We start from the raw sequence: 23,985 nt of genomic DNA on the forward strand, positions 1-23,985 counted from the left end.
GTAGACGAACCGTCCGAAACCGGTCGTAATCCGCAACATACATACGCCGTCCCGACACGCTCCCTCCTAGTGTGGAGAGGATCACCACTGGAGAAGGGGGCTGCGGGGCATGGGCGGCTGGAGCGCGCGGGAGATCCCGGATCAGAGCGGCCGGGTGGCGGTCGTCACCGGGGCCAACACCGGACTCGGGTACATCACCGCGCGGGAGCTGGCCCGCAAGGGGGCGACGGTGATCCTCGCCTGCCGCAGCGAACCTCGCGCCCGGGCCGCCCGCGACCGCCTCCGCGCGGAAGTCCCCGACGCCCAGACCGAGTTCCGCCTCCTCGACCTCGCCGACCTGCGCTCGGTACGCCGGTTCGCGGAGGGGTTCCCGTACGACCGGGTCGATCTGCTCGTCAACAACGCGGGTGTGATGGGGGTGACGTACGGGACGACGGCGGACGGGTTCGAGACGCAGTTCGGGGTGAACCATTTGGGGCACTTCGCGTTGACGGGGTTGTTGTTGCCGAGGTTGTTGGGGGCGGCGGAGGGGGCTGGGGCGGCTGAGGCGAAGGGGACTGTGGGGACTGGGGCGGCTGCGGGGGCCGGGGTTGCGGATGTGCTGGGGGCTGCGGAGGGGGAGGGGGGCGCGCGGGCCGGGGTGGCGGAGGGGGTTGCGAGAGTTGGGGTGGCCGGGGGCGCGGATGTGCAAGGGGTGACAGAGGCGGAGGGGGTTGCGAGGGCCGGGGTGGCAGAGGCGGCGGAGGTGCAGGGGGCCGCGAGAGTTGGGGTGGCCGGGGGCGCGGATGTGCTGGGAGCCTCGTACACGTCCGTCCCCCGCGTGGTCAACGTCTCCAGCGCCATGCACGCCATGTCCAACGTCGACCTCCGTGACCCCAACGGCCTGCGCAGCTACCACCGTTGGACCGCCTACGCCCGCTCGAAGTCGGCCGTCCTGCTGTTCACGCACGCCCTCGCCCGCCGCCTCGCCGACGCGGGCTCCGGTGTCGTCGTGGCCGCCGCCCACCCCGGGTACGCCGCGACCGGCCTGTCCTCCGGGGTCGGGGGACGGGCCGGCCGGGCGCTGATGGAGGTCGGCGACAAGGTCTTCGCCCAGCCGGCGGAGACGGGCGCGCTGCCCCTGCTGTACGCGGCCACCGCACCCGGCGTCCGCCCCGACTCCTTCACGGGCCCGTCCTTCGCCCTGTGGCGCGGCGCCCCCGCCCCGTCCTGGCGGGCGCCGCGTACGCGGGACGACCGGTTGGCGGAGTGGCTGTGGGAGGTGTCGGAGAGGTTGACGGGGGTGGTGTACGGGGAGGGGGTGGGGGCGTCTTGAGGGGCGGGGTGCGGGTGTCTTGAGCTGTGGGGTTTGCGCCGGGTCGGCGTACGGGCGGCGGCTGGGGATGTCCTGACCGGTCGGCGGGCGGGGACGCGGAGGGGGTGAGCGGGGCCGGCCGTAGGCGGTGCGCCCGGACACCCTCCGATCCACCGGACGGCTGGCTCCTTCGCTGCGCGGGCTTCCCCGACTAACTGGCGTCCTGGCTCGGCTGGTTCCTTTGCCGTGCCGGCTTCCCTGGTCGGCTGGCCTTCTCGCTCGGCTGGTTCCTTTGCCGCGTCGGCTTCCCCGGCCAGCCGCCCCCCTCACCGGGTCGGCTCCCTCGCCGCGCCGGCCTCCCCGGCCAGCCGCCCCCCTCCGGCCCGCCGGTCTCCCCAGCCCCCTCCTCCCCCCTACCGATACGCATACCCCTCCGCATACCGCTCCGCGAAATCCTCCGGCATCGGTGTCGTGTCCAAGTAGAACCACTCCGCCGTGGGCGACGGCGGTCCGGCGGGTGCGGGTGCGGGTGCGGCCGGTGCTGGGGTGCGGCGAGGGAGCGGGGGCTCCCCGTACCCCTGTCCGGGCCGTGCGTACGTGGCCGACACGTCCGGTGGTGAGTCGGGGTAGGCCGGGTAGGCGGGGAAGTCGTCGTACCCGGGGAACTCCCCGCTCTCCTCGGCCGTTTCCACGGCAGGAGCCGCCGCCTTCGCGCCCCCGGGCATCAGCAGCTCCACCCGGAGCCCCTTCTTCCGCTGCTGTGCCGTGAACTCCTCCACCTGGCTGCGGCAGGCGTGGTCGAGGTGGGTCACGCCGGTCAGGTCCAGCCGGATGCGGTCCTTGCCGGACTCGGCGGCCCCCTCCAGCGCCTCGATCACCTCGGGCAGCCGCAGGAAAGTCGCGTTCCCGGCCATGACCACGACAGCGGTGTCGTCCTTCACCTGCCGCCGGATGACGGTCTTGGACATCCGGACGGCGGCCAGCACGATCCCGGCGGCGAGCCCGAGGACGACCCCCTCCAGCAGCGCGGTCGCGACGATCACAAGAGTCGTCACGGTCATGACCGCGAACTCCCCCCGGTCCTGCCGCCACATCTTCGGGAACTCCTCCGGCGCGAACAGCTTCCACCCGCTGTGCACCAGCACCCCCGCCAGCACGGAGATCGGCACCAGCGCCAGCACCTGCGGCAGCAACAGCGCGAACGCCAGCAGCCACAGCCCATGCAGCGTCCGCGACAGCCGCGTCTTCGCCCCGGCCTGCACATTCGCCGAACTCCGGGCCACGACAGCGGTGATGGGCAGCGCGCCCAGCAGCCCGGCGATGGTGTTCCCGGCCCCCTGGGCGATCAGCTCAGGGTTGTACCGGGTCCGCGCGCCGTCGTGCATCCGGTCCACCGCAGCCGCCGTGAACAGCGACTCGGCGGACGCGATCACCGTGAACGTCAGGATCGCCGTGATGATCCCGACGTCCGCGAGCCCCGCGAACTCGGCGGGTCCCGGCACGCTGACCGACGCCAGCAGATTCCCCACCTGGAGCGTCTTCACGTCGACCCCGGGCAGCGAGGCCACCGCGATCCCGATGCCCACGGCGACCAGCGCGGCCGGCACCTTCTTGACCGGACCCGGCGCCTTCTTCCACAGGAAGCTGAGGACGACGGTGACGACGCCGAGCCCCGCCGCGATCAACGCCTGAGGATCCGCAAGGGTGTTGGCGAGCAGCCCCGGGATACCGGCCATGTTCTCCAGCGGCGTACCCGGCGCCTTGGAGTCCATCATCGGATACGCCTGGCTGAACATCAGCGGCAGCCCGATCCCGGCGAGCATGCCCTGTACGACGGCCAGCGAGATCGCCTGGAAGAACCGCCCGAGCCGGACCAGCCCGAGCACGATCTGGAGCAGCCCGGAGAACAGGACGATCACGCCGAGCATGGCGACCCCGTGCTCCAGCACCGTCTCCGCCACCAGCGCCGCCAACCCGGCGGCGGGCCCGCTGACTTGAAGCGTCGACCCACGCGCCGCCCCGACCACGAGCCCGCCGATCACCCCGGAGATGATCCCGAGCTCGGCGGGCACCCCGGAGGCGACGGCGACGCCGATACACAGGGGGAGGGCGACGAGGAAGACGACGAGGGAGGCGGTGATCTCGGTGGCGAGATCGACCTTGGGGCCCTTCTGGGCGGAGCCCTTGGGGGAGGGGCCGGGGCGGGCCGCGCGGGATCCGGAATAGCCGGGGGAGGTAGGGGAGTTGGGGCGATCGGAGTATCCGGAGGGGCCCGGCCGGCCGGAGGAGCCGGAGTATTCGGCGGACCCGGAGTAGCCGGAGTGTCCGGACGAGGCTGAGGAGTCGGGGCGGCCGGAGGGACCGGCATATCCGGATGCCCCGGAGGACCCGGTGTACCCGGCAGCCCCGGATGTCCCGGAGGACCCGGAACCCCCGGATGTCCCGGAGGACCCGGCGTACCCGGAACCCCCGACGTACCCGGACCCCCCGGACCCCCCGGCGTATCCAGAACCCCCGGGATACCCGGCCGACCCCGGATAACTCGCCGGCCCGGCGAAGCCGCCCCGGCCCGCCGCCCGCTCCCCCCGCGTCCGCGCCGCATGCGTCCCGCTCATGCCGCGTGCACCCGGAACGCCCCGTCCGCGCCCAGCTCCTGCACCTGACCGGTGTGCACCTCGTAGTACCACCCGTGCAACCGCAGCTCCCCGGCCTCGATCCGGCGCTGCGCAACCGGGTAACTCGCCAGCCGCTGAAGCTGGTTGACGACGTTCAGCTGAGTGACCCCGAGCAGCGACCGCTCGCCGCGTACGACGTCCAGGGCGGCGGCCAGCTCCGGCCGGGCCAGCTCCAGCCAGGCCGCGACACCGGGCAGCTCGGAGAGGTCGTCCCCGGCGGTGATCGCGCCCATCGCCCCGCAGTGCGAGTGACCGCACACCACGACGTCCTGAACGCCGAGCACCTCCAGCGCGTACTCGATGGTGGCGGCCTCACCGGAGGGGCCGGCTCCGTCGTGCGGCGGGACGATATTCCCCGCATTACGCAGCTCGAATATCTCACCCGGCCGCGCTCCGGTGATCAGCGCCGGTATCACCCGCGAGTCCGAGCAGGTGATGAACAGGACCTCCGGACTTTGTCCGTCCGCCAATTTCCGGTATTCGCCGCTTTCGAAGTCGACCCGACGCTTGAACGCCCGGGCCCGCTCCAGCAATGCCTGCACGATTCCTCCCGAAGAAGCCGGACTGCGGACCATATCCGCAGGTCAGAGCCGCATGCTTCGACAGTAGAGGGGGGTCTCCCAGCGGAAGGTTAGAGGAACACTAAATCGCAGACAGGACCCGGACATTTTTACGGAGGGAGGGCTTTTTGCCTCCGCTTTCTTGTACTGTGAAGAATCCGCCGAGCCGCTGACCGGGGCAGGCCAGACAACGGGAAGAGACGGAACGTATGGGCGTACAAGTCCTGCTCATAGAGGACGACCACACGATCGCCGAACCGCTCGTCGAGGGTCTCGGCCACTTCGGACTGACCGTCCAGCACGTCCCCAACGGGACCGAGGGGCTGAGGGGACCGTACGGCGACGTCGTCCTGCTCGACCTGGGCCTGCCGGACATCGACGGCATCGACGTCTGCCGGGGCATCCGGCAGGTCTCGGAAGTGCCCATCATCATCCTCAGCGCCCGGGGGGAGGAGGCCGACCGGGTCCTGGGTCTCGAACTCGGCGCCGACGACTACCTCGCGAAGCCGTTCAGCATGCGGGAGCTGGTGGCCCGGGTCCGCGCGGTCACCCGCCGCTCCCAACGCGTCTCCGGGGGCGGGGAGTTCACCGGGGACCACGGCAACGAGACCCAAGAGGCGTACGCGGCCCAGCCGTTCACACCGACGCCTTCGTACACCCCGCCGCCCCAGCCTTCGTACACGCAGCAGCCGTACATCCCTCCACAACCCCAACAAGGCGGTCTCACCGGCCCGTTGGTCGTGGACCGGCGGACCCGGCAGGTGTGGGTGGGGGAGGACACCGTCATCCTCACCCCGAAGGAGTTCGACCTCCTCGCGCTGCTCACCGAGGACCCGGGCGCGGTCTACTCACGGCAGCAGATCCTGGACCGGGTGTGGGACCCGCACTACCAGGGCCCGACCAAGACCCTGGACGTCCATGTCGCCACGCTGCGGCGCAAGTTGGGCAACCCGGCGTGGATCCAGACCCTGCGCGGAGTCGGCTTCCGCCTCGCGGTGCAAGGCCGCCCGCCGGCCCCGGCGCCCGCCCCCGAGCCGGCGTACGGAAACCCTTACAGCTCCTACGGCTCCCCCAACTCCACCGCCTCCTACGGCTCTTCCGGCTCCCCCAACTCCACCGCCTCCTACGGCTCTTCCGGCTCCCGCGACTACCACAGCGACTACGACTGGACGGCCGCGCGATGACCCGCCGCCTCCTGCTCAGCTACCTCACCCTCGCCGCGCTCCTCCTGCTCAGCCTCGAACTGCCCCTCGGCTACATCTACTCCGGCGCCGAACGCGAGCGGGTCCTCAACTCGGCGCAGGACGAGGCGGAGTCGGTGGCGGCCTACGCCTCCCTCTCGCTGGAGGCCGGAACAGCCGCCCAGGACCTGCCCGCCCGCGCCGCGCACTGCGCCGGGCGGATCGGCGGCAGAGTGCTGATCGTCGACACCGCGGGCGCCCTCCTCGCCACCTCCCACCCCCTTGAGCAGGGCGAGGAGACCGGGCCCGACATCACCGCCGCCCTCAAGGGCACCTCCACGGCGGATGTACGGACCTCCGACATCGGCGGCGTCCAGTACTTGTCCGTCGCCCGGCCGATCCTGCACGGCGCCGAACTCCAGGGCGCGGTCCGCATCATCCTGCCGACCCGCATGGTCCACGAACGCGTCCACCACTTCTGGCTGCTGCTCGCCGGGATCGGCGCCGCCGCGCTCGCCGCCGTCGCCGTCATCGGCTTCGCCATCGCCCGCTGGACCGGCCGCCCGATCCGTGAACTGGAGCGTGCCACGCACGAGTTGGCGGCGGGCGGCAGCGCCAAGCCGGTCGCCGTCACCGCCGGGCCGCCCGAAGTGCGCAGCCTGGCCGCCACGTTCAACAGCACCGCCGCCCGGCTCGAACACCTCCTGTCCTCCCAGCGGGCGTTCGCCGGTGAGGCGTCGCACCAGCTGAAGACGCCACTGGCCGCGCTGCGCCTGCGACTTGAGAACCTGGAGAACCACATCGCCCTCCAGGCCCGCGGCAGCCTCGCCGCCGCGATGACCGAGACCGACCGGCTCGCCCGCATGGTCGAAGGCCTGCTCGCGATGGCCCGCCTCGACGAGAAGGCGGCCCAACTCGAAGCGGTCGACGTCGACTTGATCTGCGCCGAACGCCACCACGCATGGCTGCCCCTGTACCAACAGCACGGCGTACGGCTCGCGTTCACCGGCGACCACGTCGGCCGCGCCACCGCCGTGTCCGGCGCGCTGGAGCAGATCCTGGACAACTTCCTCTCCAACGCCCTGCGCGTCGCGCCCCCCGGCACCACCGTCTGCATCGACACCCGCCGCCCCGGCGGCACCGAACGCCGGTTCACCGCCCGCTCGTTGACCCCCGCCCACGTCGAGGTGCACGTCATGGACGAGGGCCCCGGCATGACCGCCGAGCAGCGCCGCCGCGCCTTCGACCGCTTCTGGCGCGCCCCCGACGCCCCCAAGGGCGGCACCGGACTCGGCCTCGCCCTGGTCCAGCGGCTGGCCCACGCGGGCGGCGGCGAAGCGGCCCTGCGCACCGCACCGCTGGGCGGCCTGGACGCCTTCGTACGGCTCCAGGCGGTCGCGGACGAGGAGCGGCGGGCCGGGAAACCTCCGACGGCACCCCGGGCCGACTCCCGTCAGCTGGCCCGCACCTAGCAACCCCCCTCAGGCGGCCCGCACTTCATAAGCGGCGACCCGCACCGAAGCATCGTCCAGACACTCCCCGCTGACCAGGTCGAACCGCTGCTTCAGCAGCGGGGAGGCGACGAACGGCCGTCCCTGATGGGTCCCGGTGAGCCCGCGCGAGAGCACGGCCGCCCCGCCGAACGGATCACGGTTGTCGATGGCGTACAGCGCGCCCGCCCGGTCCCGGAAGAGCGCCACCTGACGCCCGTCCGGCAGCAGGGCGGCCACCCCCCGCCCCGGCAGCAGGAGTTCGAGGTCGCAGACCGCCAACCACCCCTCCTCCAGGCGTACTTGGACCTTCAGCGTGGTCGTCTCGGGGGCCAGGGTCATCGCGGGACGCTTCCTTCCATGGGGCGCGTGCCGATGGACAGCAGCGGCAGGTCGGGCTTGATCTGGCCGCGCTCCGGCACGAAGCCGACGACCGGGTCGGGGGTGTCGGGCGCGTTCACGAACGACACGAACCGGGCGAGTTTTTCAGGGTCGTCGATGGTCTCGGCCCACTCGTCGCGGTACCCGGCGACATGCGCCGCCATCAGCGACTCCAGCTCCTCGCAGATGCCGAGGGAGTCCTCGACGACCACCTCACGGACGTGGCCGAGGCCGCCGGGCAGCCGCTCCAGCCAGGTCGAGGTGCGCTCCAGCCGGTCGGCCGTACGGATGTAGAACATGAGGAACCGGTCGATGAGCTGGACGAGTCGGGCGTCGGTGAGGTCCTGGGCGAGGAGGTCCGCGTGGCGCGGGGTGGCGCCGCCGTTGCCGCCGACGTACAGGTTCCAGCCGCCGGCGGTGGCGATGATGCCGAAGTCCTTCGACTGGGCCTCGGCGCACTCGCGGGCGCAGCCGGAGACGGCCGACTTCAGCTTGTGCGGCGAGCGCAACCCCCGGTAGCGCAGCTCCAGTTCGATCGCCATCCGGACGGAGTCCTGCACGCCGTAACGGCACCAGGTCTGTCCCACGCAGGACTTCACGGTCCGCAGCGCCTTGCCGTACGCGTGCCCCGACTCGAAGCCGGCGTCCACCAACCGGGCCCAGATCAGCGGGAGTTGTTCGACGCGGGCGCCGAAGAGGTCGATGCGCTGACCGCCGGTGATCTTCGTGTAGAGCCCGAAGTCCCGGGCCACCTCGCCGATCACGATGAGTTTCTCCGGGGTGATCTCACCGCCGGGGACGCGCGGGACGACCGAATAGGAGCCGTTCTTCTGGAGGTTGGCGAGGAAGTGGTCGTTGCTGTCCTGGAGCGCGGCCTGTTCGCCGTCGAGGACGTACCCGCTCGCGCCGATCGCCGGAGCGAGGGAGGCGATGATCGAAGCGACGGTCGGCTTGCACACCTCGCAGCCGTCGCCGCCCCGGGCGCTCTCACGGCCGTAGCGGTCCAACAGCCCCTGGTACGTGCCGATCCGCAGCGCCAGGACGATCTCGTACAGCTCCTCGCGGGTCTGCGCGAAGCAGCCGCACAGCCCCTTGTCGACCTCGACGCCGGACGCCTCCAGTTCGGCGGTGACCAGCTGGCCGAGGACCTTGACGCAACTCCCGCAGCTGGTACCGGCCTTGGTGCACTTCTTGACCTCGGGGACGGTCGTGCAGGAGTGCTCGGCGACCGCGCCCCGGATCGTGCCCTTGGTGACGTTGTTGCAGGAGCAGATCACCGCCTCGTCCGGCAGCGCCGAGGGCCCGAGCTGCGCGCCGCCGCCCGAACCGGCGGGCAGGACAAGGGACTCGGGGGCGACCGGCGGCACCGAACCGGTCAGCGCGCGCAGGGTCCCGTACGCGTCCGCGTCGCCCACCAGGATGCCGCCCAGCAGGGTGCCGTCGCGGGCGATCACCAGCTTCTTGTAGAGCCCGGAGCGGGCGTCCGAGTAGACGACGTCCAGGCAGTCGCCGGACGTGCCGTGCGCGTCGCCGAAGGAGGCCACGTCGACGCCGAGCAGCTTCAGCTTCGTCGACAAGTCGGCGCCGGTGAAGGCGGATTCGTCGGCGGCGATCGTCGCGGCGGCCGTCTCCGCCTGCTCGTACCCCGGCGCCACCAGCCCGTACACCCGCCCGTCGGCGGCCAGCGCGCACTCGCCGATCGCGAACACGTGCGGGTCGGAGACGGTACGGCACTGCTCGTCCACACTGATCCCGCCGCGCTCACCGACCAACAGGCCGCAGTCCCGGGCGAGTTGGTCGCGCGGGCGCACACCGGCGCTGAACACCACGAGATCCGCGGCGAGTTCGGACCCGTCGGACAGCCTCATCCCGGTGACGGCGCCGTCGTCCCCGACGACGACCTCCTGCGTGCCCACCCCGGTGTGCACGCTCAGCCCCATCCCCTCGATGGTCCGCAGCAGCGCCGCACCGCCCCCCTCGTCGACCTGCACGGGCATCAGCCGGGGCGCGAACTCCACGATGTGGCTGGTGAGTCCGAGCCCCTGGAGCGCTCCCGCCGCCTCGAGCCCGAGCAGCCCGCCGCCGACCACCGCGCCCACACGCGCGCGGGACTTCGCGTACGCCTCGATCGCCAGAAGGTCGTCGATGGTCCGGTACACGAAACATCCCTCGGCGTCCTTGCCCGGGACGGGCGGCACGAAGGGGTAGGAGCCGGTGGCGAGGACGAGGACGTCGTACGCAACTTCCAGGCCGGAGCGGGACGTTACCGTACGGGCCGTGCGGTCGATGTGTTCGGCGGGGTCGCCCAGGTACAGCTCGATGCCGTGCTCGGCGATCAACTCCCAGTCGGTCAGGGAGAGTTCGTCCGGGGTCGTGCCCGAGAAGTACGAGGTCAGCCGGACGCGGTCGTACGCGGGGCGCGTCTCCTCGCACAGCACGACCACGCGGTGCGTGGCGGTCAGGCCGCGCGCGGCGAGCGCTTCGAGGAAGCGCTGGCCGACCATGCCATGGCCGACAAGCACGATCGTGGGGGTGTCCGTGGGCATCAGCAGCCTCCGTCGTCCGAGGTCATGACCCCGAGCGTGCGACGCGGAGGTTTCCCGGCCGCATCACGGCTGTTTCCCGGGGGGAACGCTGCCCTCAGCGGGGGAGGGGGCGGGATGTGAGGGGAGATACGGGCCGCATAAAGTCGCGATCATGCCCGACATACCCCTGGCCACCCTGGCCCTGCTCTGCCTCGCCGCCCTGGCCGCCGGCTGGATCGACGCGGTCGTGGGCGGCGGCGGACTCCTCCTGCTGCCCGCGCTCCTGCTGGGCCTGCCCGCCGGCACCCCGGCCGCGCACGCGCTGGGCACCAACAAGGCGGTCGCGATCGTCGGGACGTCCGGGGCGGCGGTGACGTACGCCCGCAGGACGCGCGTGGACGTCCGGCTCGCCGTCCGCATCGGCGTCGCCGCGCTGCTCGGCTCCTCGGCGGGCGCGTTCCTCGCGGCCGGCATGAGCACGGCGGTCCTGAAGCCGGTCATCATGGTCGTCCTGCTGGCGGTCGCGGCCTTCGTCATCGCCCGCCCGGCCTTCGGCACGGCCCCCGCGACCGGCCCGGCGGGCCCGCGCCGCGTCCTGGCGGCGATCGGCCTGGCGGGCGTGGGCATCGGTTTCTACGACGGCCTCATCGGGCCCGGCACCGGGACGTTCCTCGTCCTGACCCTCACGGCGGTCCTCCACCTGGACCTGGTGACCGCGTCGGCCACCGCGAAGATCGTCAACTGCTGCACGAACGCGGGCGCGCTGGCGACGTTCGCGTGGCAGGGGGCGGTGATGTGGAAGCTGGCGGCGGTGATGGCGGTGTTCAATCTGGCGGGGGGAACTCTCGGGGCGCGGACGGCGTTGAAGAGGGGGAGTGGGTTTGTTCGGGTGGTGTTGCTGACGGTGGTGTTCGCGCTGGTGGCGAATCTGGCGTATCAGCAGTGGCTGGCGTGAAAGCTGATGATCAGCGGGAGGTGATGAGGTGGGCGAAGACCACGACGTTGCCCTGATATCCGGTCGTGCGTGAGTATCCGCCGCCGCAGGTGATGACCCGCAGCTCCGGGCGCGCGGCTGCTCCGTACACCTTCTTGTCGGGGAACGCGTCCGCGCGGTAGACCTCGACGGCGTCCACCGTGAACACGGCGACGCTCCCGTCCCGCCGTTCGACCTCGATCGCGGCGCCTTTCTTCACCGCGCCCAGCGAGTAGAAGACGGCGGGCCCCTCAGAGTTGTCGACGTGGCCCGCGACGATGGCGGTGCCGGTCTCGCCGGGGGTGGTGCCGGCCTCGTACCAGCCGGCCAGGTTCTTCTTCGCGGCGGGCGGCACATCCAGGCTCCCGCCCGCAGTGAGCCCGAGCCCCATCAGCGGCGCGTCCACGCGGAGGGAGGGGATGCGGATGCGGTCCGGGGGAGAGGGGGCGAGCGCGGGGGCGGCCCGCGGGTCGCCGGGGCCGGTGCCGGCCTGCGCGGCGGAGGGCTGGGGCGGGGCGCTGGTCTCGGCCGCGCTGTGCAGCAGCCAGGCGCCGGAGCAGAGGGCGGTGACGGTGACGGCGGCTATCGCGGTGTTGCCGACTTTGGGCATGGCGTGTGACCCCTCTCTGGGCTGGGCCTTCGCCTCGGCCTCGGGCCCTCGCTCAATGGGCCCGCTTCGAGAGGGGCCCTCGCTCGACTGGCCCGCCCTTGAGGCGGACCCTCTCTCGGCCGACCCCCGTACCCCCCTCCGGGCCGCGAGGGGCGTCGGGCCCGGAGGGGGAGGGAAGCGGTACCGGTGGGACGGACAGCGGAGGGTGTCCGTCAGATCCCGTCGCCTCTCGCCCGGCGATGCAGGAGCCAGGTACCGCCCGCGGCGGCGACGGCGAGCGCCGCCACACCTGCCGCGGTCTGCACGGGGTCGGGGCCCAGCGCGCCACCGACCCCCGTCTTGACACTTCCCCTGGGCTGGACTTGGTTGTGCAGCGCGGCGAGGGTGACGACGAGGTCCCCGGCGACCTGCTTGCCCCCCTCGGCACAGACGGCGACGATCTCGTACGTCCCCGGCTGCGCGCTCGGCGGCACCTTGAACTGCCCGATGGCGTCGCCCTCATGGGCGGACGGCGCGAGCGTGAACCGCCCCGCGCCGACAGCCCCCGCGTCCCCGTTCGCACTCCCGCCCTCCCCGCAGGCGGCGGTGTTGACGGTGACCTGCCCACCCGGCAGCACGGTCGACGGGAACACCTCGAGCCTCCCGGCGTCCCCGCCGAACGCGGGCGCCGCGGCCCCGCCCGCCGCGACCCCGGCGAGCGCGGCGGCGGCCAGCAGCCGAGCGGTACGTCGCATGCGCGTGCTCCTTGCTCCTCGCTTCTCGACGAGGCTCCGCGCTCCTCGACGAGCTGTCTTCGAGCCGTCCTTTCCGAGGTAAGGGGCAGATCGCCGGGCGCGCTCCCTGAGGGGGTGTCAGAAAGGTGGGGAGGGGGTGGTGAGGGGGGTGGGTCGGGGGGCGTTTCGGCAGGTCAGGGGGGTGGTGGGGGATGCTTTCGGAAAAGCTTTCCGGGGAGGTGTGAACGGGTGACCGGGTCTCCTTCGGCGGGTCTTCCGGTGCCCTCGGACAGACGGCACCCGGCGCCCTCGTACCGGCCGCACCCGGAGCCCTCTGTGGAGGCGCTATGGACATGCCATGTCATGCCCACTTAAATCTCTGGCTACGTCAGTCAGCGCCATCCCGTCCGCGCCTGAGGGCGCCTTCCCGAGCCTCCCTGAGGCTTTCTGAGGAGACAGATGAGCCGGATACGGCAGCACGCCCGGGGTTCCCGTCTCGCCACGGCCGGTATCGCCGTCACCACGGCCACGATGCTGGCGGCCGTCCTCTCACCCACGGCCGACGCGGCGGTCCGCCCCACCCGGGCGGACGCGATCGGCAACGCGGCGCAGGCGGTGACCGACCACCTGGGCCTGACCCCGGCGGAGGCCACCAGCGTCCGGGACGTGATCGTCGACAAGGACGGCACGCAGCATGTCCGGTACGACCGCACGTACCGCCAACTCCCGGTCCTCGGCGGCGACTTCGTGGTCCACCTAGCCCCCGACGGCAGCTACCGCAGCACGGACCGGGCAACGCGGACGGCGATCCAGCTGGCCACGATCACCCCGGCCGTCTCCGCGCCGACGGCGGCGGACAAGGCGGTGAACGCGCTCAAGGCGGCGCACCTCGGCGTCCCGCTGAAGCAGATAAAGTCCAGGCCCCAGCTGATAGTTGACGCCGCGCACGGCACCCCGAAGCTGGCGTGGCGCACCGACGTGGTGGCCCTCGACGCACAGGGCAACCCGGTGGCCCGCACTGTATTGACGGACGCCCGCTCCGGCGCCCAGATCGACGCGTGGAGCACGATCGAGAACGTCGCCGGCGACGGCCAGTCCCTGTACGGCGGCACGGTCCCGCTGGAGACGACGCTCTCCGGGACGACGTACCAGCTCAAGGACCCTACGCGCGGCAACACGTACACCGGCGACGCCGAGAACAAGACCGACCTCTGCATCTTCGGCATCTGCATCAGCCGCGCCCCCGCGACCCTGTTCACCGGCACGACCAACCACTGGGGCACGGGCGCGACGACGAGCCGGGCGACGGCGGCGGTGGACGCGCAGTACGGCACTGACGTCACCTGGGACTACTACAAGAACGTCCACGGCCGCAACGGCATCGGCAATGACGGCAAGGGTTCCTACAACCGCGTTCACTACGGCAGCAGTTACGCCAACGCGTTCTGGGACGACAGCTGCTTCTGCATGACCTACGGCGACGGCGACGGCACCCAGTTCGGCCCGCTGGTCTCCCTCGACGTGGCCGGCCACGAGATGAGCCACGGCGTGACCTCCAAGACCGCCGGCCTCAACTACTCCGGCGAATCAGGCGGGTTGAACGAGGCGACCTCCGACATCTTCGGCACCCTCGTCGAGTTCTACGCCGCCAACTCCTCAGACCCCGGCGACTACTTGATCGGCGAAAAGGTGGTCCGCCCCGGCTTCGGCCGCGACGCCCTCCGCTACATGGACAAGCCCAGCAAGGACGGCAACTCGGCGGACTACTGGAGCAGTTCGGTCGGAAACCTGGACGTCCACTACTCGTCCGGGGTGGCGAACCACTTCGCGTACCTGCTGGCGGAGGGGAGCGGCACGAAGACGGTCAACGGCGTGACGTACAACTCGCCCACGTACAACGGCTCGACGGTCACCGGCATCGGGAGGGACAAGCTGGGGGCGATCTGGTACCGGGCGCTGACGGTCTACATGACGTCGTCGACGAACTACGCGGCGGCGCGGACGGCGACGCTGAACGCGGCGCGGGATCTGTACGGCAGCGGGAGCGCGGAATATGGCGCGGTGGGGGCTGCTTGGAGTGCGGTGAATGTGAACTAGCGGGGGAGTGGACGGCCGCTCTGGTAAAGGGAGTTGACCGGGGCGGCTGTTTCCCTTGGACGGGGTTCGAGGTCAGGGGAGGTCGAGTTCGCACCAGACGGTTTTGCCGACGACGAGTTCGCTGACGCCCCAGCGGTCGGAGACCTCCTCGACGATGCGGAGGCCGCGGCCGAAGAGGTGGTCGGGGGTGGCGGTCTTGAGGGCGGGGAGCAACTCGCCCCGGGGGTCGGTGACTTCGATGCGGACGGCTGTGCCGGTGAGGGCGAGTCCGACACGGAAGAGGCGACCGCGGAGGGTGCCGTGGAAGACGGCGTTACCACCGAGCTCGGAGACGAGGAGGCCGGTGTCGGCGGAGAGTTCGGGGTGACCCCAGTCTTCGATGAGGCGTTGGGCTCGGTGGCGGGCGGTGGAGACGTTTTTGGGATAGGGGGTGTAGTAGGTGCGGTCTTGGTGGAGGGGGGTTTCGGGTACGGGCATGGGGCTGCCTCCCACACGGAGATGCGTTACTGGTACGTCACTGAAGGTAGGGGGAGGCATTCCTCCATCGCAAGGCAGCGAAGGAGGAATTCATCCTTTCGGGGTTTGCGCGGTGTCGTATAGGAGGCCAGACTGATCGCCGTGAGCACACAGCAACTGACGCAGGGCAACAGCACGTCCTCGGTCCTGGGACGCCGACTCGGCGGCGAGCTGGCCAAGTTGCGCATAGCGGCCGGGCTGACGCAGGGACATGCTGCCAAGGTGTTGACGGCCTCTACGACCAAAGTGGCGAAGATGGAGGGCGGTTGGGTCTCGATGCGGGACCCTGACATTCGGGCTCTGTGTGAGTTGTATGGGGTGCGGGATCCCGGAGTCGTGGGTGGACTGCTGGAGTTGGCGAGGCTCGACCGAGAGCGGCGCAGAGCGAAGGGTTGGTGGGACGACTACTCGATGTCCGGCGTCCTTCAGGAGTACGTGGCGTTGGAGAACGCGGCTACCGTCATCAAGGCTTGGCAGCCGGGCTACCTTCCAGGGCTGCTCCAAACTCCGGAATACGTAAGGGCGACGAGGCAGGCCCCGATGTCCGTAGTGACGGAGGAATCACAGCCGGACGACGAACTCGTCGAGTCACGGCTGGCTCGCCAGCGCCGTCTGCGCGAGGAGCCGCTGCTCGCATTCCAGGCGGTGATCTATGAAGCCGCCCTTCGCAACATCCCAGGTGGGGCGGCGACCGCCAGGGTCCAGCTCGAAGAGCTGTCACGGGTGGCCGAGGCGCCGAACGTCAGCTTGCGGATCTTTCCCTTCAGCGCCGGGACGCATCAGGGCCTGAACGGCCCGTTCACCATCATCTCGTTCGCCGAACCCGGCGCCATGGATGTCGTCTACATGGAGTCTCCCTTCAACGAGCGCTGGGTAGAGGGAGGGGACGGCGCAGCTGCTTACGATGCTTTGTTCGAGAGCATCGCCGTACACTCGCTGAGTGAGCGAGAGTCGGTGGCATTGCTCGATGAGCTACGTAAGGAACTGTGAGCCCGTGCCCGTGTTCGAGTACCGCAAGTCCAGCTACAGCCATGAGAACGGGGAGTGTGTCGAAGTGGCCGCCAACATCCCTACCCTCATCGCCGTCCGCGACTCGAAAGCCCCCGCGCACCCCCACCTCACCCTCACCCCCGCCACCTGGACCAACTTCCAAGCAGCCCTCGCCGAAGGCGCCCTCTAGCCCCTACCTCTCCGTTCTCAAATACACCTCCGCCACCACCCGCACATCCTCCCGCAGCACCGAAATCTTCTCCCCGGGCGTCAGCCGATCCCCCGCCGCGTCCTCCCGCCCGCTGATGATGACCACCACGGCCGCATCCGGATCGAGCAGCGGATCCCGCCACGCGGTGAACCGAACCCGCAGCACCTGATCGAACCCCGCACCGCCGCCCGGCACATGCTGAAGGAACATCTCCCGCTCGCCGAAGAGGAGATACCGCAGGGCCGGCGCGGCGGTGTCGTCGGCGCGGCGGTAGTAGAGGGTCTTCTCGACCTCCCCGGAGACCTGCCCGAGAGACTCCCCCTCGAAGAACAACTCCCCGGAGTACAGGCCCCCTTGCGCCTCCTCCGCGCGAACCGTCAGGACGCCGAAGGACCCGTACCGCTCCCGCGCCGCACGGAACACCTCGGAGTCGATCTCGACGCGCAGCACCGCCTGGAAGTCGCTCGGCGCCAGCCGGACCGCGTACACGGGCCCGTCGCCCAGCAGGAGCCACTCGCTCATTCCGGCCACCAGCCCAATCGATCGTCGCGGGGGCGCGGTTCCTCCGACCGGCACCCCCGTCGGGGGTTCTGCCCCCCAGCCTGTCACCTCCTGCCCCCGCCACCGCTCCCGTTCGAGTGAAAGTGAAAGCGAAAGCGCGTCGAGCGGATCGAGCGCACCGAGCGGATCGACGGCCCCGCGAAGGCCCCCTCGACACGACGGCCTCACGAAGGCCCCCCTCGCCACGGCCGCCCTCACGGAACGCCCCCCCTCGCCACGGCCGCCTCCCGAACCCCCTCACAACCCCCCCTCAACAGCCTCCCGAACCCCCAACACCACCACCCCCGGCGCCTCCCCCACCCGCACCGACACCCCATCCCCCTCCCACACAGCGGACGCCTCCCCGTACAACACCTCCACCCGAACCTCCTTCACCCCACCCAAGTGCCGCACAGGCACCCGCACTTCAGCCTCCTCCCCACCCCGCCGCCACACGGTCACGTACGACACCCCGCCCAACGGCGCCCGCACCCCCAACGCCAGCCAGTCATCAGTCCACCTGGGCAACCCCAACGGCCAGAACGGCACCCCCACCGCAAGGTCCCCCCGAATCCGCTTGTAGACCTCCAACCCCTCCCGCACAAGCCCGAGTTGCCGAGAAGACATCCGATCCAGATGCCCGGAGAGATGAACGCGCCCGAGCAGCGCACTCCCCATCGTGAACCCGATCTCCGCATCGCTGAACGACGGCTGCGGATAGGCCCACACCGCCCCCTGCTCCGGCGGCACAGCGGTCGGCGCGGACGCGGCGATCGGCGGATACCGCATCAAGTCCTGCTGATCGGAGGTCGATTGAAGCTGGACGAGCGCCAGAGACGCCCCGTCCATCCGCAAGCCCCCGGACCCGCAGTTCTCGACGACCAGCGAGGGATACCGGTCGAGCAGCGCCCCCACCCACTCCCGCCAGGCCCGCGTATGCGCGAGCAACTGAGGAGAGGTGGTCGTGATGTTGTAGTCGAGCTTGAGATACCCGACCCCCCACTCGCCCACGATCCGGTCCACGGCCGCATCGAGGTGCGCGCGAGCGGCCGGATGCGTCAAGTCCAGCTGATGCCGCCCCTGTTCGGTGATCCGCGTCCCGTCCTCGTGCCGGAGGAACGCCGCCTCGGGCAACGTACGCGCGACAGGGCTGCGCACCCCGATCACCTCGGGCTCGAGCCACAGCCCGGCGGTCATCCCCCGCTCCCGGATCCGGGAAAGGACTTCGCCAATTCCCCTCGGGAAGCGGGAAGTTGCCGCCTCCCAGGCGCCGACGCTGTCCCACCACCCCCCGTTCTCCTCGTCGTACCACCCGGCGTCGACGCAGAAGTACTCGGCGCCCGCCGAGGCCGCCGCGTCGATCAGCGGCAGCAGTTTCGCGGTCGTCGGATCGCCCATGAGCGTGTTCATGTAGTCGTTGAAGACGACCGGCAGCCGCTCGTGATCGGGATGCGGACGCCGGATGTGCCGCCGGTACGCGGTCAGCGCCCCCACCGCCCCCTCGAAGTCGTCCCCGAACGCGACGGCCGCGTACTCGGAGGCGAACTCCTCACTGGGCGCGAGGAGTTGCCGCCAGCCATGGGCGTCGTACGACGGCCCGCCCAGGCCGATCCAGGTGTGCCCGGCGGCCTCGCCCGCCGACCAGGACCAGCCGGCGCCGGACTCGATCTGCCAGACCAGCGCGCCGCCGGGCCCGCTCAGCGCACCCATGGCGAGATGCCCGTCGGTGGGCCAACTCCCTTGGCCCGCAAGGCGGAACGCGGACCGGGAGTCGTGCTCGTGGAACTCCCGGCCGATGTCGGGCACCGCCTCCCGCAGCGGCGCGGAGCCCCAACGGCACTCCGCCAGCCAGTCGTTGCGCGCTGAGTGCACATCGAGGACGTCGGGGGAGGGCAGCCCGCCGAGCAGCAGACTGCCCACGTGCCGCAGCGCGAACGCGGTGTCGCCGGTGTTGCGCACCCGCACCCGCGAGCGCAGCACCGGTATCCCCTCGGGCGAGGAGTACTCGACGAAGACCGTCAGCCGCTCCTCGGGATCGGTGAGTTCGACGGTGAGGTGATGACGGCCGTCCCCGTCGTACGCCGCGTGGTGGGTACGACAGCGCAGGCGGGCGGTGAGCGCTGTGCCGGTGAAATGGGGGCCCGACCAGCCGGTTCCCTCGCCGAGCAGGATCACGTCGGCCAACGGCAGCCCAGCACTGGGGAGTTCGGGGTCGCCGGGGCGGGTCACCCGCAGCAGGCGCGGGGCCGTCGGCGTGAGGTCGAGGTCGAGGGTGAGGGCCGAGTGGCCCCAGCGGTAAGAGTGCGCGTAACGTGTCATAGCGGCTCAGGTTAGAGCTCGGCCGGGCAGAACGGGCCTGCCCTGCGGGCACTTCTCACCAACGCTCTCATCCGCCATGACCCGCCCGCGCGTGGCCGCTGTGACGAACGATGTCACAAGTGACTTGTTCCGCACCGCTAGTTGGCCGAACCGCCATGAGCGGACGCCGTCGGCCCCCGCTACAGTCGATCGCCACGGGCTCTCCAGCAGCCCCTCGGTGCGATCCGCACGACCCCGCACGGCGTTCGAAATCCCGGGCATGCCGCCGTCCCCGGCCATGTCACCGACACCTCGAAGCAGCCTGGAGGTCCCCCGACCATGCCACTGCGTCACCTCACCCCCCGCGACAGAAGGCTTTTCCTCCACTACGGCCAAGGCCCCGCCGTCCCCGTACCCGACCCGCTGATCCACCGCGCGATCACCCGCCAGGCCGCCGCCCACCCGCACACCCCCGCCGCCGAACACCGCGGCGAGATCCTCACCTACGGCGAACTGGACCGCAGATCCGACGCGATCGCCGCCCGCCTGCGTCAAGAAGGCGTCCAAGTCGGCGACCACGTGGGCCTGTTCGTACGCCGCTCGCTGCCGATGCTGACCGGCCTGCTGGGCATCCTCAAGGCGGGCGCCGCCTACGTCCCGCAGGACATCGGCCTCGCGCCCCCGGCCCAGCTCGACCACGTCGTCCGCACCGCCCGCACCCGCGTCATCCTCACCCGCGCCGAACACGCCCACCGCGTCCCGCTCCCGCCGGGCCACCGCCTGATCAGCCTCGACGAGCCGCTGCCGACCCCCGCCGCCCCGGCCGGACTCCCGGCCCCAGGGCCCGGCGACGGCGCGTACGTCCTGTTCACCTCGGGCACCACCGGCCGCCCCAACGGGGTGAAGGTCACCCACCGCAACCTCGCCAACATCCTTCTCACCCAGCCCGGTTCACTCGGCATCCGCCCCGGCGACCGGGTCGCCCAACTCCTCAACATCGCCTTCGACATGGCCGCTTGGGAGATCCTCGGCTGCCTCGCGCACGGCGCCACCCTCGTCGTACGCGGCAAGGACATCCCCGCCGCCGCCCGCACCGCCACCGTCCTCATCGCCACCCCGACCGTCCTGGCCGGCATCGACCCCGCCGCCTGCCCGCGTGCGCGCGCGGTCGCCGTCGCGGGCGAACCCTGCCCGCGCCCGCTGGCCGACGCGTGGGCGAGCCGCGCCGCCTTCTACAACTGCTGCGGCCCCACGGAGACGACGATCGTCAACACCATGGCCCGCCACCACCCCACGAACCCCCTGCTCACCATCGGCCGCCCCACCCCCAACAACACGGTGTACATCCTCGACGCCGACCGACGGCCCCTGCCCATAGGGGAGTCGGGCGAGATGTGGGCCGGCGGCGACTGTGTCTCGGCGGGCTATCTCGACGACGACGCGCTCAACGCCGAGCGGTACGCCCCCGATCCGTTCCTCGGCGGCGGACGCAGGATGTTCCGTACCCGCGACCTCGGCCGCTGGACCTCCGACGGCCGCCTCGAACACCTCGGCCGCACCGACGACCAGGTCAAGGTGCGCGGCTTCCGGGTCGAACTCGACTCCGTGTCGGCGGTGTTGGAGCGGGTCCCGGGCTGCGCCCGCGCGGTGACCCTCAAGCGCGACGACCGCACCCTGGTCTCCTTCGTCTGCCCCGCCGACGTCGACCCGGACACCGCCCGCCGCGCGGTCGCGGACGCGCTGCCGTACTACTGCGTCCCCGAAAATGTCATGCCCCTGCCAGCACTGCCGGTGACGGACCGGGGCAAGACCGACAAGCAGGCCCTCCTCCAACTCGCCCTGGACCGGACGGCGGTGGCCCGATGACCACCGAACTCCACCGCACCGGAACCCCGCTGCCCCGGCCGACCTCCTGGCCGCGCCGCGTCCTCAAGCACCCGCGCCTGATGCACTACAACCGGCTCGCGGGCACGGTCCTGCTCGCCAACGTGCTCTGGCTGGGCTTCAGTTGGCCCATCGGCCAAGTCCCCATGGCCCGCGCGGTGTTGGCGAACTTCGCGCTGGCGATCCTGATCCGCCAGCAGTACGTCATCAACGCCCTTTTCAAGCTGGCGACTTCGGCCCCGGTGAGCTGGCCGCTGAAGGTGCGCTGGACGCTGGGGAAGGTGTACCACTTCGGCGGACTGCACGTCGGCGGGGCGCTCGCGGGCACGGCGTGGTTCGTGGCACTGACGGTGACCGTGACGGCGGAAGGCGGCAACACGCCCTTGGTGGCGGTCAGTTGGACGCTGCTGCTCCTGCTCGCCGGAATCCTGCTGACGGCTCTGCCGCCCTTCCGCTCCCGGCACCACGACCACTTCGAGAAGATCCACCGCTTCGGCGGCTGGAGCGCGCTCGCCCTCTTCTGGACGCACACGCTGCTGACCGCGACCGGCCCGCTGGAACCGGCGGTGCTCGCGGTGGTGACGTTCAGTGTGGCGCTGCCCTGGCTGCGGCTGCGCAAGGTCCCCGTCCGCGTCGAACGCCCGTCCCCGCACGTCGTGCTGGCCCGCTTCGACTACGGCGAGACCCCCTTCGCCGGCTCCTCCACGGCCGTCAGCCGCAGCCCCCTCCTGGAGTGGCACTCCTTCGCCAACGTCCCCTCCCCGGGCGAACCGGGCTTCCGCCTGACGATCTCGCGGGCGGGCGACTGGACGGGCAGGTTCATCGACGACCGCCCAACTCACGTCTGGGTCAAGGGAATCACGACCGCGGGTGTCGCCAACATCGAGGTCCTGTTCAGCAAGGTCGTGTACGTCGCCACCGGCAGCGGCATCGGCCCCTGCCTGCCCCACCTCCTCGCCGCCGAGGTCCCCTCCCGCCTCGTCTGGGCGACCCGCGCCCCCCGAACCACCTACGGAGACGCGCTCGTCGACGAGATCCTCGCCGTCCAGCCCGACGCCGTCGTCTGGGACACCTCCCGCGACGGCAAGCCCGACATGGTCCGGCTCGCCTACGAGGCGTACCGGGACTTCGGCGCCGAGGCGGTCATCTGCATCTCCAACAAGAAACTCACCTGGCAGGTCGTGCACGGCCTCGAACGGCGCGGCATACCCGCGTACGGGGCGATCTGGGACTCCTGAGCGATCTCGTCAACGAGCCTGAGCCGAAAGGGAATTCACCGTGCAGCACATCAAGACCGAGCGCCACGACGACGTCGTCCTCGTCCGCCTGAACCGCCCGCACGTCCTCAACGCCCTGGGCTCCCAGGTACTGGACGAACTCCTCGGCGTGCTGGGCCCGTTGGAGGACGAGGTCGGCTGTGTCGTCATCACCGGTTCCGAGAAGGCGTTCGCCGCCGGCGCCGACATCAAGGAGATGGCCGGGAAATCGGCGGCCGACATGCTCGCCGAGGACTACTTCGGGGCGTGGGAGGACTTCACCGACCTGCGCGTCCCGAAGATCGCGGCCGTCAACGGCGTCGCCCTGGGCGGAGGTTGCGAGCTGGCGATGATGTGCGACCTCGTCATCGCCGGTCAGTCCGCGCGCTTCGGGCAGCCCGAGATCAAGCTCGGCGTCATCCCCGGCATCGGCGGCACCCAACGCCTCACCCGCCTGGTCGGCCGCGCCAAAGCGATGGACCTGATCCTCACCGGCCGCCTCATGGACGCCCCCGAGGCCGAGTCGTCGGGCCTGGTCTCCCGGATCGTCCCCGACGAACGCGTCGTCCCCGAGGCCCTGGAGACGGCGGCGCTCATCGCGTCGTACGGCCGCATCGCGGTACGGGCCGCACGCGACTGCGTCGACCGGGCGCTGGAGAGCGGGCTGCGGGAGGGGGTGCGCTATGAACGCCGGGCGTTCCACGGGCTGTTCACGACGGAGGACCAGCGGGAGGGAATGACGGCGTTCTTGGAGAAGCGGGCGGCGCGGTTCGGGGGGAGCTGAGGGGGCGGGGGGCGGAACTCCGGTGGGCGTCGGCTGCGCCGGGCGGTCTGCACCGGCGACGCCGGCCGGCCGAAGCCGGGCGCCGAAGCCGGGCGCCGAAGACGCGGCGACCGGCCTGCCTCGGCGAGCGCCGGCGCCCCCAGCAGGCCTGCGCGGGCGAGCGCCGGCGATGCCCGCAGGCCGGCTCAGCCAGCCGCTGAGGACGCCGCCCGGCCTCCGCCGCCCCCGGCAGAGCCCGCCGCCTCACCGAAACCCCCTCAGCGCCCCCCTCCCAGCGCCCGGGCCACCCCCTGCTCCCGGGGCCCCAGGAATGTCGGATCGGGCCGCAGAACGGCGTCCAGGGCCGCCTTGCCCGCTGCGAAGACCTCTCGGGTGCCGCCGTAGTACCAGGTGACGTCGTGCTTCGCCTCGACCCCGACCCCGTACGACCGCACGCCCGCCGCCTCGCACAGCGCGACCGCGCGGCGGATGTGGAACCCCTGGCTGACCAGCACCGCCCGGTCCACGCCGAAGATCTTCTTGGCGCGCACGCAGGAGTCCCAGGTGTCGAACCCGGCGTAGTCGCTGACGACGTGCGCGTCCGGGACCCCGTGCCGCACGAGGTACGCGCGCATGGCGTCCGGCTCGTCGTAGTCCTCACGGCTGTTGTCCCCGGTCACGAGCAGCACCTTGACCCGCCCCTCCCGGTACAGCTCCGCCGCCGCGTCCAGCCGGTCGGAGAGGTACGGCGACGGCTCGCCGTTCCACAGGCCCGCGCCGAAGACGACGGCGACATCCGCGCGCGGGGCGTCACCGACGTCCCCGAACCGGCCGGACGTCGACACGAACAGCCAGGTCGACGGCAACAGCGCGAGCACGCACACGGCCATCACCCCCTGCACGAGCCGACGACGTCCCGCGCGCGGGCCGCGTATGACCGGTCTCCCCATGCTGAATCCCCTCCCCGGAAAGCCTCGACCAGCAAAGACGTCCACCGGGGCGCTCCGGTTCACGTGAGATCGTCCCCA

The 23,985-nt window shown here is 71.3% G+C and carries 20 protein-coding genes; 10 read left to right on the forward strand and 10 right to left on the reverse strand.

All coding sequences use genetic code 11. The annotated features are described in order from the left end of the window. Positions 1–109: 109 nt before the first annotated feature. Positions 110–1,315, forward strand: coding sequence for an SDR family NAD(P)-dependent oxidoreductase (locus ACYUD3_RS24660; RefSeq protein ID WP_470973599.1), 1,206 nt, complete (start codon positions 110–112; stop codon positions 1,313–1,315). A 392-nt stretch (positions 1,316–1,707) separates the two neighbouring features. Here the strand turns inward: ACYUD3_RS24660 and ACYUD3_RS24665 are convergent, their stop codons facing one another. Beyond that, entirely contained in the window at positions 1,708–3,909 is a 2,202-nt protein-coding gene (locus ACYUD3_RS24665) for a SulP family inorganic anion transporter (RefSeq protein ID WP_470973604.1), read from the reverse strand. Next, a complete protein-coding gene (locus ACYUD3_RS24670) occupies positions 3,906–4,511 on the reverse strand; it encodes a carbonic anhydrase (RefSeq protein ID WP_470973607.1) in 606 nt (201 codons plus the stop codon). Before ACYUD3_RS24670 ends, ACYUD3_RS24665 begins: the two co-directional genes overlap by 4 nt. 227 nt (positions 4,512–4,738) lie before the next feature. On the opposite strand from ACYUD3_RS24670, the gene ACYUD3_RS24675 reads away from it, so the two are divergent. Together ACYUD3_RS24675 and ACYUD3_RS24680 are read left to right on the forward strand one after the other, a co-directional pair. Next, positions 4,739–5,713, forward strand: a complete 975-nt coding sequence (locus ACYUD3_RS24675; RefSeq protein ID WP_470973612.1) for a response regulator transcription factor — start codon at positions 4,739–4,741, stop codon at positions 5,711–5,713. Further along, complete coding sequence (locus ACYUD3_RS24680; RefSeq protein WP_470973615.1) at positions 5,710–7,182, forward strand: sensor histidine kinase; 1,473 nt, start codon at positions 5,710–5,712, stop codon at positions 7,180–7,182. The genes ACYUD3_RS24675 and ACYUD3_RS24680 overlap by 4 nt, the downstream gene beginning before the upstream one ends. A 9-nt stretch (positions 7,183–7,191) precedes the next feature. Here the strand turns inward: ACYUD3_RS24680 and nirD are convergent, their stop codons facing one another. Next, the gene (nirD, locus tag ACYUD3_RS24685) at positions 7,192–7,542 is read right to left on the reverse strand and encodes a nitrite reductase small subunit NirD (protein ID WP_470973621.1); all 351 of its coding nucleotides are present in this window, start codon (positions 7,540–7,542) and stop codon (positions 7,192–7,194) included. Next, complete coding sequence (gene nirB, locus ACYUD3_RS24690) at positions 7,539–10,127, reverse strand: nitrite reductase large subunit NirB (RefSeq protein ID WP_470973627.1); 2,589 nt, start codon at positions 10,125–10,127, stop codon at positions 7,539–7,541. Before nirB ends, nirD begins: the two co-directional genes overlap by 4 nt. Before the next feature lie 151 nt (positions 10,128–10,278). On the opposite strand from nirB, the gene ACYUD3_RS24695 reads away from it, so the two are divergent. Further along, positions 10,279–11,061: a sulfite exporter TauE/SafE family protein gene (locus tag ACYUD3_RS24695; protein WP_470973633.1), complete on the forward strand. Its 783-nt coding sequence runs from the start codon at positions 10,279–10,281 to the stop codon at positions 11,059–11,061. 10 nt (positions 11,062–11,071) lie between these two features. Here ACYUD3_RS24695 and ACYUD3_RS24700 read toward each other — a convergent pair whose 3' ends face one another. Beyond that, a complete protein-coding gene (locus ACYUD3_RS24700; RefSeq protein WP_470973636.1) occupies positions 11,072–11,689 on the reverse strand; it encodes a class F sortase in 618 nt (205 codons plus the stop codon). 212 nt (positions 11,690–11,901) lie between these two features. After that, complete coding sequence (locus ACYUD3_RS24705; protein WP_470973640.1) at positions 11,902–12,423, reverse strand: hypothetical protein; 522 nt, start codon at positions 12,421–12,423, stop codon at positions 11,902–11,904. 438 nt (positions 12,424–12,861) lie between these two features. Here ACYUD3_RS24705 and ACYUD3_RS24710 point away from each other — a divergent pair, with 438 nt between their 5' ends. After that, positions 12,862–14,499, forward strand: a complete 1,638-nt coding sequence (locus ACYUD3_RS24710) for a M4 family metallopeptidase (RefSeq protein WP_470973643.1) — start codon at positions 12,862–12,864, stop codon at positions 14,497–14,499. 72 nt (positions 14,500–14,571) lie between these two features. Here the strand turns inward: ACYUD3_RS24710 and ACYUD3_RS24715 are convergent, their stop codons facing one another. Next, on the reverse strand, positions 14,572–14,976 hold the full coding sequence (locus ACYUD3_RS24715) for an ATP-binding protein (RefSeq protein ID WP_470973646.1): 405 nt from the start codon (positions 14,974–14,976) through the stop codon (positions 14,572–14,574). Between the two features lie 141 nt (positions 14,977–15,117). On the opposite strand from ACYUD3_RS24715, the gene ACYUD3_RS24720 reads away from it, so the two are divergent. Both ACYUD3_RS24720 and ACYUD3_RS24725 read left to right on the forward strand, forming a co-directional pair. Beyond that, complete coding sequence (locus ACYUD3_RS24720; protein WP_470973651.1) at positions 15,118–16,005, forward strand: helix-turn-helix domain-containing protein; 888 nt, start codon at positions 15,118–15,120, stop codon at positions 16,003–16,005. A 4-nt stretch (positions 16,006–16,009) separates the two neighbouring features. Then, the gene (locus ACYUD3_RS24725; protein ID WP_470973653.1) at positions 16,010–16,195 is read left to right on the forward strand and encodes a DUF397 domain-containing protein; all 186 of its coding nucleotides are present in this window, start codon (positions 16,010–16,012) and stop codon (positions 16,193–16,195) included. A 3-nt stretch (positions 16,196–16,198) separates the two neighbouring features. Here ACYUD3_RS24725 and ACYUD3_RS24730 read toward each other — a convergent pair whose 3' ends face one another. Next, the gene (locus tag ACYUD3_RS24730; protein ID WP_470973656.1) at positions 16,199–16,738 is read right to left on the reverse strand and encodes a hypothetical protein; all 540 of its coding nucleotides are present in this window, start codon (positions 16,736–16,738) and stop codon (positions 16,199–16,201) included. A 276-nt stretch (positions 16,739–17,014) separates the two neighbouring features. Then, on the reverse strand, positions 17,015–19,075 hold the full coding sequence (locus ACYUD3_RS24735; RefSeq protein WP_470973661.1) for a glycoside hydrolase family 36 protein: 2,061 nt from the start codon (positions 19,073–19,075) through the stop codon (positions 17,015–17,017). A gap of 318 nt (positions 19,076–19,393) precedes the next feature. Between ACYUD3_RS24735 and ACYUD3_RS24740 the strand changes: the two genes are divergently transcribed. From ACYUD3_RS24740 to ACYUD3_RS24750, 3 genes are read left to right on the forward strand one after another with little or no spacing between them, the layout of a single operon-like run. After that, positions 19,394–20,920, forward strand: a complete 1,527-nt coding sequence (locus ACYUD3_RS24740; RefSeq protein ID WP_470973663.1) for an amino acid adenylation domain-containing protein — start codon at positions 19,394–19,396, stop codon at positions 20,918–20,920. Continuing rightward, a complete protein-coding gene (locus tag ACYUD3_RS24745; RefSeq protein ID WP_470973665.1) occupies positions 20,917–22,176 on the forward strand; it encodes a ferredoxin reductase domain-containing protein in 1,260 nt (419 codons plus the stop codon). The genes ACYUD3_RS24740 and ACYUD3_RS24745 overlap by 4 nt, the downstream gene beginning before the upstream one ends. 40 nt (positions 22,177–22,216) lie before the next feature. Further along, complete coding sequence (locus tag ACYUD3_RS24750; protein ID WP_470973669.1) at positions 22,217–22,978, forward strand: enoyl-CoA hydratase-related protein; 762 nt, start codon at positions 22,217–22,219, stop codon at positions 22,976–22,978. A 257-nt stretch (positions 22,979–23,235) separates the two neighbouring features. Here the strand turns inward: ACYUD3_RS24750 and ACYUD3_RS24755 are convergent, their stop codons facing one another. Continuing rightward, positions 23,236–23,907, reverse strand: coding sequence for a SanA/YdcF family protein (locus ACYUD3_RS24755; RefSeq protein ID WP_470973673.1), 672 nt, complete (start codon positions 23,905–23,907; stop codon positions 23,236–23,238). Positions 23,908–23,985 lie beyond the last annotated feature (78 nt).

This window comes from Streptomyces sp. AMJ-169 (assembly GCF_055597585.1).

Bases quoted from the DNA above. Each gene is read 5' to 3' on its own strand.
- ACYUD3_RS24715 (WP_470973646.1), bottom strand. From the start codon at position 14,976: ATGCCCGTACCCGAAACCCCCCTCCACCAAGACCGCACCTACTACACC.
- ACYUD3_RS24735 (WP_470973661.1), bottom strand. From the start codon at position 19,075: ATGACACGTTACGCGCACTCTTACCGCTGGGGCCACTCGGCCCTCACC.
- ACYUD3_RS24755 (WP_470973673.1), bottom strand. From the start codon at position 23,907: ATGGGGAGACCGGTCATACGCGGCCCGCGCGCGGGACGTCGTCGGCTC.
- ACYUD3_RS24660 (WP_470973599.1), top strand. From the start codon at position 110: ATGGGCGGCTGGAGCGCGCGGGAGATCCCGGATCAGAGCGGCCGGGTG.
- ACYUD3_RS24680 (WP_470973615.1), top strand. From the start codon at position 5,710: ATGACCCGCCGCCTCCTGCTCAGCTACCTCACCCTCGCCGCGCTCCTC.
- ACYUD3_RS24695 (WP_470973633.1), top strand. From the start codon at position 10,279: ATGCCCGACATACCCCTGGCCACCCTGGCCCTGCTCTGCCTCGCCGCC.
- ACYUD3_RS24740 (WP_470973663.1), top strand. From the start codon at position 19,394: ATGCCACTGCGTCACCTCACCCCCCGCGACAGAAGGCTTTTCCTCCAC.
- nirB (WP_470973627.1), bottom strand. From the start codon at position 10,127: ATGCCCACGGACACCCCCACGATCGTGCTTGTCGGCCATGGCATGGTC.
- ACYUD3_RS24745 (WP_470973665.1), top strand. From the start codon at position 20,917: ATGACCACCGAACTCCACCGCACCGGAACCCCGCTGCCCCGGCCGACC.
- ACYUD3_RS24710 (WP_470973643.1), top strand. From the start codon at position 12,862: ATGAGCCGGATACGGCAGCACGCCCGGGGTTCCCGTCTCGCCACGGCC.
- ACYUD3_RS24730 (WP_470973656.1), bottom strand. From the start codon at position 16,738: ATGAGCGAGTGGCTCCTGCTGGGCGACGGGCCCGTGTACGCGGTCCGG.
- ACYUD3_RS24700 (WP_470973636.1), bottom strand. From the start codon at position 11,689: ATGCCCAAAGTCGGCAACACCGCGATAGCCGCCGTCACCGTCACCGCC.
- ACYUD3_RS24675 (WP_470973612.1), top strand. From the start codon at position 4,739: ATGGGCGTACAAGTCCTGCTCATAGAGGACGACCACACGATCGCCGAA.
- nirD (WP_470973621.1), bottom strand. From the start codon at position 7,542: ATGACCCTGGCCCCCGAGACGACCACGCTGAAGGTCCAAGTACGCCTG.
- ACYUD3_RS24705 (WP_470973640.1), bottom strand. From the start codon at position 12,423: ATGCGACGTACCGCTCGGCTGCTGGCCGCCGCCGCGCTCGCCGGGGTC.
- ACYUD3_RS24665 (WP_470973604.1), bottom strand. From the start codon at position 3,909: ATGAGCGGGACGCATGCGGCGCGGACGCGGGGGGAGCGGGCGGCGGGC.